10 protein-coding genes are annotated in these 8,459 nt (G+C 67.2%); 3 read left to right on the top strand and 7 right to left on the bottom strand.

Features of this window, described 5'->3' with window-relative positions:
• Positions 1–302: 302 nt before the first annotated feature.
• The 5 genes from ybeY to hrcA form a co-directional block, all read right to left on the bottom strand.
• Entirely contained in the window at positions 303–836 is a 534-nt protein-coding gene (ybeY, locus tag JO236_RS00770) for an rRNA maturation RNase YbeY (protein ID WP_293323326.1), read from the bottom strand.
• A 22-nt stretch (positions 837–858) separates the two neighbouring features.
• On the bottom strand, positions 859–1,917 hold the full coding sequence (locus JO236_RS00765) for a PhoH family protein (protein WP_293323323.1): 1,059 nt from the start codon (positions 1,915–1,917) through the stop codon (positions 859–861).
• A 156-nt stretch (positions 1,918–2,073) separates the two neighbouring features.
• Positions 2,074–2,850, bottom strand: coding sequence for a 16S rRNA (uracil(1498)-N(3))-methyltransferase (locus JO236_RS00760; protein WP_293323320.1), 777 nt, complete (start codon positions 2,848–2,850; stop codon positions 2,074–2,076).
• A gap of 13 nt (positions 2,851–2,863) precedes the next feature.
• Positions 2,864–4,015 (bottom strand): molecular chaperone DnaJ, encoded by a 1,152-nt coding sequence (gene dnaJ / locus JO236_RS00755; RefSeq protein ID WP_293323317.1) that lies wholly within the window; start codon positions 4,013–4,015, stop codon positions 2,864–2,866.
• Between the two features lie 57 nt (positions 4,016–4,072).
• Positions 4,073–5,104: a heat-inducible transcriptional repressor HrcA gene (hrcA, locus tag JO236_RS00750; protein WP_293323314.1), complete on the bottom strand. Its 1,032-nt coding sequence runs from the start codon at positions 5,102–5,104 to the stop codon at positions 4,073–4,075.
• A gap of 120 nt (positions 5,105–5,224) precedes the next feature.
• Between hrcA and JO236_RS00745 the strand changes: the two genes are divergently transcribed.
• From JO236_RS00745 to JO236_RS00735, 3 genes are all read left to right on the top strand, one after another.
• Positions 5,225–5,539 (top strand): type II toxin-antitoxin system VapB family antitoxin, encoded by a 315-nt coding sequence (locus tag JO236_RS00745; RefSeq protein WP_293323311.1) that lies wholly within the window; start codon positions 5,225–5,227, stop codon positions 5,537–5,539.
• 150 nt (positions 5,540–5,689) lie between these two features.
• Entirely contained in the window at positions 5,690–6,280 is a 591-nt protein-coding gene (locus JO236_RS00740; protein WP_293323308.1) for a carboxymuconolactone decarboxylase family protein, read from the top strand.
• Positions 6,277–7,146 carry a sigma-70 family RNA polymerase sigma factor gene (locus JO236_RS00735; RefSeq protein WP_293323305.1) on the top strand — a complete coding sequence of 290 codons (870 nt, stop codon included), beginning with the start codon at positions 6,277–6,279 and terminating at the stop codon, positions 7,144–7,146. Before JO236_RS00740 ends, JO236_RS00735 begins: the two co-directional genes overlap by 4 nt.
• Here JO236_RS00735 and JO236_RS00730 read toward each other — a convergent pair.
• Together JO236_RS00730 and JO236_RS00725 are read right to left on the bottom strand one after the other, a co-directional pair.
• Positions 7,143–7,673, bottom strand: coding sequence for a hypothetical protein (locus tag JO236_RS00730; protein WP_416362124.1), 531 nt, complete (start codon positions 7,671–7,673; stop codon positions 7,143–7,145). The genes JO236_RS00735 and JO236_RS00730 overlap by 4 nt on opposite strands.
• A 160-nt stretch (positions 7,674–7,833) precedes the next feature.
• Entirely contained in the window at positions 7,834–8,343 is a 510-nt protein-coding gene (locus tag JO236_RS00725) for a hypothetical protein (protein ID WP_293323301.1), read from the bottom strand.
• Positions 8,344–8,459 lie beyond the last annotated feature (116 nt).

Here is an 8,459-nt window from a genome sequence, read left to right as displayed (position 1 = left end):
TTTGGACTGTTCGTCATTCTGATTGGTCATTTCGATATCTCCTTGGCTGCCCGCGAAATTGCGGCGCTGAGGCGCGGGTACCCGGAGCAGCGCGGCGAAAACTGCGTGTCGTCCATTCCTTGCGGCGGCCGCGTATCCAAGGCCCGCGGGTAGTCGCCTGGCGCACCATCGTCGAGGCGCCCGTCGCCCCGCTGCCCTTTGTCACCGGCCCGCCTACCGGCCGGGCTGCTTCCCGCGTATTTGGCGGTTGGCACCAATGCGCATGGCAGTTGACTCATCACCGCAGGTCAGGGCACAGCGGTTCAGGTATCGAAGTACCTTGACTTGTCGAGCAGTCGGCGGTCCCGCTCCTCTTGACGGTCCTGCTGGTAGGCCTCGACCTGCTCGGCGACCCACTCTTCGAGCAGCCGATCCTGCAGGGCAAACATCTCGCGTTCCTCGTCCGGCTCGCCGTGGTCATAGCCGAGCAGATGCAGCACACCGTGAATCGTCAACAAAGCCAACTCGTGTCCCAGGCTGTGGCCTGCCGCGGCCGCCTGCTCGGCGGCGAACTCGGGGCACAGCACGATATCGCCCAGCATGGACGGGCCCGGCTCGGGCGCATCGGGGCGACCACCCGGCTCGAGCTCGTCCATCGGGAAGCTCATCACGTCGGTGGGCCCGGGCAGGTCCATCCAGCGCATGTGCAGGTCGGCCATCGCGGCGGTGTCCAACAGCACCATCGACAGCTCGGCGCTGGGGTTGACATTCATCTTGGCGATGACAAACCGTGCGACGCTGACCAGTTCGGTTTCGGCGACGTCGACGCCCGACTCATTAGACACTTCGATGCTCATCAGACGCTCACAAAATCATCCATCATCGACGACTGCGCGAGCCCGACGCGCGCCGGGTCGCCCGATTCATCGCGGACCCGGGCTCTTCGTAGCGTGCGTATGCGTCGACGATCTCGGAGACCAGCCGGTGCCGGACCACATCGGCGCTGGTCAGCTCCGCGATGTGAATGTCTTCGATGTCCTCGAGGATGTCGACCGCGGCTCGCAAGCCCGATCGAGCTCCGCCCGGCAGGTCGATCTGGGTCACGTCGCCCGTGACGACCATCTTCGATCCAAAACCCAGGCGCGTGAGGAACATCTTCATCTGCTCGGGGGTGGTGTTCTGCGCCTCGTCGAGCACAATGAACGCCGAGTTAAGCGACCTCCCCCGCATATAAGCCAGCGGAGCGACCTCGATGACCCCGGCCGACATCAGCTTCGTGATCAGCTCGGGATCCATCATGTCGTACAGGGCGTCATACAGCGGCCGTAGGTAAGGGTCGATCTTCTCGCTCAGTGTTCCCGGCAGGAAGCCAAGGCGCTCACCGGCTTCCACCGCGGGACGGGTCAGGATGATGCGGGTCACCTGTTTGGTCTGTAAAGCATTGACCGCCTTGGCCATGGCCAGGTAGGTCTTGCCGGTGCCGGCCGGGCCGATCCCGAACACGATGGTGTGGGCGTCAATCGCATCGACGTAACGCTTCTGGTTGAGCGTCTTGGGCCGGATCGTCCTGCCGCGCCGGGACAGGATGTCCAGGGTCAGCACCTCGGCCGGCGACTCGTTGCCGGTACCCAGCAACATGGCGACGCTGTGCCGCACCACCTCGGGGGTCAGCGGCTGGCGGCTCGCGACGATCGCGATCAGCTCGGAGATCGCCCGCTCGGCCAGCGCGACGTCGGCGGGCTCTCCCGCAATGGTGACGGTGTTGCCGCGCACATGCAGGTCCGCATCGAGGACGCGTTCCAGAGCCCGCAGATTTTCGTCGGCCGAACCCAGCAGGCCCACCACGAAGTCGGGCGGAACATCGATGCTGCTGCGAACCTGAGCGTCAGCCTGCCGGGCTCCAGCCGCGTCGGCGGCGCGGGTTTCGCGGGGCGTCACGTGGTTTCCAAGACCTTCGGGTGCCTGCTTTCTGGCCAGTGGGACTAGAGGGCTCAGTCTACCGCCGGGGCAGGACCGCGTCCCAACGATTCGACACCCGACCGAGCACCCACTGTGCATCTGACGACGCTTCACCGGCATGTCTCGTCGTCAAATTCACAGTCGATGCTCTGGCCTGCCTGCGTCTAGGTCCCACCGCTTGGTGAGCACGCCCAGCGCGCCCAATGCCACGGCGGCCGCGGTCGACGTGCGCAGTACTGTCGGCCCGAGCCGGACGGCAACCGCGCCCGCGTCGGTCAGCACGTCGAGTTCCTCCGCTGCGATGCCGCCCTCCGGACCCACCACGAGCATCAGCGAATCGGCTTGCGCCAGAGTGACTTCCGCGAGCCCCAAGGTCGCCGACTCATGCAAGACCAGCACGGCCGTTCCGGCGGCCACCTCATTACGGATCCGCCGGGTCAGCGCCGCGGTCGCCAGCACGCCGTCGACGGGCGGAATGTATGCGCGACGCGATTGCCGCGCGGCCGACCGGGCGACCGCACGCCAGCGCCGCAGGCCATTACCCGCCCGCTCGCCGTCCCAGCTGGCCACGCAGCGCGCCGCCTGCCAGGCCACGAAGGCGTCGGCGCCGGCCTCGGTGGCCAGTTCGATCGCCAACTCGGAGCGGTCGGACTTGGGCAACGCCTGTACGACGGTCACCGCCGGGCGCGGCGCCGAGACGCTCCAGCGACCCAGCACCCGGGCCCGTAGCCCCTCGCGGCCGGCCTGCTCGACGCGGCAGTGCGCCAACCCACCCGCGCCGTCGCCGAGCACCAGCTCCTCGCCGGGACGGATCCGGCGCACCGAGGCCGCGTGAAAGCCTTCGTCGCCGGCCACCACCGCCACGTCGCCGGCATCGGGCAGCGCGTCGACGTAGAACAGCGTCGCCACCATGGCGGGCCTGGGGTTAGCGCCCGGTGAAGGTCTCGCGCAGCCGGCTGAAGAGACCTCCGTTGGTGCCGCTGTGTGTGGAGCGAACCTCGGCCACGTCGCGGGTGCGTCGATTCTTCAGCTCGCGCAGCAGATCGCTGTCGTGGTGATCCAGGCGGGTGGGAACCACCACCTCGACATGAACGTGCAAGTTGCCCCGGGTGGCGGACCGCAGCTGCGGCATCCCGTGGCCGCGCAGTGTGATTACCGAATTAGGTTGCGTGCCAGGCGGAATGGTGATCTCGCTGAGCCCGTCCATGATCGCCTCCACGGTGACCGTGGTGCCGAGCGCCGCGTCCACCATCGGCAGTGAAACCGTGCAGTGCAGGTCGTCGCCGTCGCGGACGAAGATGTCATGGGCCTGCTCGTGGACCTCGACGTACAGATCGCCGGCCGGCCCGCCCCCGGGCCCGACCTCGCCCTGGGCGGCGAGCCGGACCCGCATCCCGTCGCCGACACCGGCGGGGATCTTGACGCTGATGTCCCGACGGGCCCGCACCCGGCCGTCGCCCATGCACTGGTGGCACGGATCGGGGATCACCACCCCGACGCCACGACAGGTGGGACACGGCCGCGAGGTCATCATCTGCCCCAGCAGCGAGCGCTGGACGGTCTGCACCTCCCCGCGACCGGCGCAGGTGTCGCACGGTATCGGCGCGGAATCCCCGTTGGTGCCCTTGCCCTGACACCGGTCGCACAGCACCGCGGTATCGACGGTGACCTGCCTGGTGACCCCGGCGGCGCATTCTTCGAGATCGAGCCGCAGGCGCAGCAGCGAGTCCGATCCCGGACGGACCCGGCCGATGGGGCCGCGGGACGTCGAACCCCCGCCGAAGCCGCCCCCGAAGAAGGCCTCGAAGACGTCGCCCAAACCACCGAAGCCGGCGAAGCCACCGGCCGATGCGCCTGCGCTCTCCAAAGGATCGCCGCCCAGGTCGACGACGCGGCGCTTCTCCGGGTCGCTGAGCACCTCGTAGGCGGCGCTGATCTCCTTGAATTTCGCCTGCGCCGCCTCATCGGGATTGATGTCAGGATGCAGTTCGCGCGCCAGCTTGCGATACGCGCGCTTGATCTCCGCATCGCTGGCGTTCCTGCTCACACCGAGCATCCCGTAGTAATCGCGTGCCACGACTAACCTTCCTTGCGCCTTCTCAGGCCGTGAACGAACTGTGCAGCGGGTGCGCGGTCATCGAGCACCCAGAACTTCGCCGATATACATGGCAACCGCCGCGACACTCGCCATGGTTCCCGGATAGTCCATCCGGGTCGGTCCCAGCACACCCATCCCGCCGTAGACGGCGTCGCTGGTGCCGTAAGCAGTGGACACCATCGAGGTGCCGACCATCTGCTCGGCCTCCGTCTCGTGCCCAATGCGTACCGTCACTTTGCCGGCTTCCTGCTGGGCGGCCAGCAGCCGCAACACCACCACCTGCTCCTCGAGCGCTTCGAGGACGGACCGCAACGAACCACCGAAGTCCGCGGCATTGCGGGTCAGGTTGGCCGTGCCGCCCAGCAGCAAACGTTCTTCGGTGTGCTCCACCAGCGACTCCAGCAACACCGTCGCCGAGCGGCCGACCGCGTCGCCCAACCTTCCGGCGCCGCGCAGCTGTCCGGCGAGGTCGGCCACCGCCACCGAGGCGGCCGAGAGCTTCTTGCCTTCCAGCGCCTGGCCGAGGGCTTCGCGCAGCTGGGACAGCTGGTGATCGTCGATGACGTCGCCGAGTTCGACGATGCGCTGGTCCACCCGACCGGACTCGGTGATGACCACCATCAGCAAGCGGGCCGGCGTCAGCGCGATCACTTCCAGATGCCGCACGGTCGACGTCGACAAGGTCGGGTACTGCACCACGGCCACCTGGCGGGTCAGCTGGGCCAGCAACCGCACCGCGCGACGCAGCACATCGTCGAGGTCCACACCGGATTCCAGGAAGCCCTGGATCGCGCGGCGTTCGGCCGATGACAGCGGCTTGACGTCGTCGAGCCGGTCTACGAACTCGCGGTAGCCCTTTTCCGTGGGCACCCGCCCTGAGCTGGTGTGCGGCTGGGCGATGTACCCCTCGGCCTCCAGCACCGCCATATCGTTGCGGACGGTGGCGCTGGATACGCCCAGGTTGTGCCGCTCCACTAGGGACTTCGAACCGATGGGCTCCTTGGTGGCGACGAAGTCGGCGACGATGGCGCGCAACACCTCGAAACGACGTTCGTCGGCATTGCTCATCGGAACCCACCTCCCTGATCACGTTCATTTTAGGGTCTGGACACAGATTGGTTGGGTTCCGACCTCACCGGTGGGAGCTGAGGACAGCCGCAGATACCGATCCGAGATAGCCTTTCCACCATGATTTTCAAGGGTGTGCGGGAAGGCAAGCCGTACCCCGAACATGGGTTGACCTATAAGGACTGGTCCCGCATACCCCCGCAGCAGATTCGCCTCGACGAGTTGGTCACAACCACGACGGTGCTGGCGCTGGACCGCCTGCTGTCGGAGGATTCCACCTTCTACGGCGACCTTTTCCCCCACGCGGTGAAATGGCGTGGCATCACGTATCTGGAAGACGGCCTGCACCGGGCGGTGCGCGCGGCGCTGCGAAATCGCGTCGTGCTGCATGCGCGGGTGTTCGACATGGATATGCCGCTGGGCCAGGTCACCTAGTGGCGATCGCCAGCGCGGCGAAGCCGGGCGCAGCGGTTCGCCACCATCAGGCCCGGTGGCGATCGCCAGCGCGGCGAAGAGCTAGCTACGGTCACGTTTTGGCGCGCCCGCGTGTCAAGTAGTAAAGACCACGAGCCGCAGGAGCGAGCCATGTCCCGCCTCAAGGGAGTTTCCGACAGCGACGCCGGCCTGGGCGCCAGGATCGCCTTCTTCTTCACCAGACGCAAGCTGGCCAAGATGGCCGGGTTGGAGACGGCCGAAATGCTCGAACCGCTCCGGATGTATGCCTACATTCCCAGGCTGCTGAACGCCTACGGCAGGCTGGAACAGGCGGAGTCCAAGCTGGATGTCCTGAGTGCCCGGCACCGCGCGCTGGCCGAACTGAAGTCGGCGACGACGGTGCGCTGCGAATACTGCATTGATCTCGGTTCCCAGATCGCGCGGGGATTGGGGTTCACTGATGAGGAACTGCTGGCGATGGCCGACTATCGAAACGCCTCGTGCTTCTCCGACGTCGAAAAGTTGATCCTGGACTACGCCACCGCCGTCAGCCGAACGCCGGTCGAGGTGGGCGACCAACTTTTCGACGCCCTGCGCGCCCATTTCGACACCGCCCAACTCGTCGCCCTGACCCACATCATCACGCTGGGCAACCTGCGGGCCCGGTTCAACCTGGCGCTGGACATCGGCTCCTCGGGCTTCTCCGCGGGGAGGGTGTGCGCGCTGCCCGATTCCGCATGAGCGAGGCGCTGACGGCCGGGTTCGAGGCCGCCCGACCCCAACTGCGCGCGGTGGCCTACCGAATGCTGGGCTCGATCGACGATGCCGAGGACGCGGTGCAGGAAGCGTGGCTGCGACTGAGCCGCACCGACCAGCCGATCGAGAACCTCGACGCGTGGCTGACGACGGTGGTGGCACGGATCTGCCTGAACACCCTGCGTGATCGCCGCGAGGACGTTGTCGAGCAGCTGCCGGACCCGATCGTGGACGCCGTCGGCGAATTCGACCCCGAACATCGCGCGATGCTGGCGGACGCGGTGGGCCTGGCGCTGTTCGTGGTGCTCGATACGTTGCCGCCCGCGGAGCGGCTCGCCTTTGTGCTGCACGACGCGTTCGCCGTTCCGTTCGACCAGATCGCCCCCATCCTGGACCGTTCGGCGGAGGCTACCCGCAAACTCGCCAGCCGCGCCCGTCGGCGCATCCGGCAGGCGGGCCCAGTTCCCGACGGTGAGCTGGCCGCGCAGCACGACGCGGTCGCTGCCTTCTTCGCGGCGGGACGCAGCGGCGACTTCGACCGGCTGGTTTCGGTGCTGGATCCCGACGTCGTGTTGCGCGGCGACTTCGGTGCGACGAAGGCCGGGCGTGCCGCCGGATTCCGGGCCGAGGGCGCGTCCTCGGTGGCCAAGCTGGCCCGCAGCTACGCCGGACCGGAACGCGAGGTGCGCGCCGCCACCGTCAACGGCGCCGCCGGCGCCGTCATCTTCGTCGCCGGCCAGCCGTCAGCGGTGATGGGTTTCCTGGTACGCGACGGGCGGATCGCCGCGATCGACGTGCTCGCCGACCCGCAGCGCATCGGCAGTTTGGACCTGAGCGCTGTCGACGGTTAGCTCGTCGCCGCCTGAAGCAGAGCCAGCGCGGAGTCGTGCGACAGTATCCAGTTGCCACCTTGGTTGACGAACATGAGTTGCTTGGTCACCGGCCCGGCGAACTTCGGACCCGAAATGGCCACGTCCGCAACCGCATTCGGACCGGCCGGCGCGATATTCGTCACGTTGAACTGCTCGGGAAACTTGCCCTCCCGGTATGCCTTTCGCAGGTCGTGGTCGGCCACGTGGCCCTCGTCCGGGGTGATGCCGTTTTCGACCAGGTTGGTCTTGGTCGTATACGACACGCCGGGATCGGTGGCCTGGTTGCAGAGACCGGAAAGCTGGTCCGCGGTCGGCAGGTTTGGCGCCGGCGGCGGATCCTGCGGCAACGGTGCGCCGGCGTCGGTGATGGCGGCCAGTCGCACCTGAGCCTGACCACCCCACGGCGCGGATGACGCCGCGTCGGAAGGCACGCCTGCGGCCGACCCCCCGACGACGGCCAACGCCGCCGCAGCGATAACTACGGATTTCACGGTTCCCCCTTCGATGCCCACGTACGGGACTCAGTGCCGTTCCCGTTCCGTGCTTTTCACGACATAGACGGTGTCAGTGTGCCCGTCGTAACCGCCGTTTCCGTCTCGGGAAGGTCACGTTTGCAACGAAGCTACCTGGGAAAAACCTGGACGCTTTGGCGCCCGCACCCGTGGCTCAGTGGCCGCCGGCTGCCTGCAGCAGCTCCAGCGCCGAGGCACGTGACAGGATCCAACTGCCCTGGTTGACGAAGGTGACGCTCTGCGTGACCGGGGGGTTGAGCTTCGGGCCGGATACCGCAACGTCAGCGGTGGCCCCGCCGTTTGCGCTCGGTTGGATATTGGTCACGTTGAACGCCAACGGCAGGTCGCCGTTCTTGGCCGCCTTCTTGAACTCGTGGTCGGCCATGTGGGCTTCGGTGCCACTGATGCCGCCCTCAATCAGGTTGCTCTTGTTGGCGAATGGCACGCTCGGGTCCGCCAGGCTGTTGAGCAGGGTCGTCAGCTGACCCGCGGTGGGGACGTTGGCGGCGGGCACCGGGTCCTGGGGCAGCGGCGCGCCGAAGACAACCGGCTGCACCTGCGCCGAAACGGGCACGGCGGATGCGATGGACGTCACGCCCGCCGCTGCCGCACCGATGGCGGCCACCGCCGCGGCCCCGACCGCGATCGATTTGAAGGTCTTCATGCTCGGGTCCTCCCCCTTCGAGTGGCATCCTGTGTTACCAGTGTGCACGTTGTGGCTGGTGTTTCGTATCTCCGCCCGGTTGCGTTACGGCGACGCTACGTTGACATTCGGGGGCC

The organism is Mycobacterium sp. (genome assembly GCF_019247635.1).
Classification (GTDB): Bacteria; Actinomycetota; Actinomycetes; order Mycobacteriales; family Mycobacteriaceae; genus Mycobacterium.
This window is presented reverse-complemented; position numbering and strand designations above follow the sequence as displayed.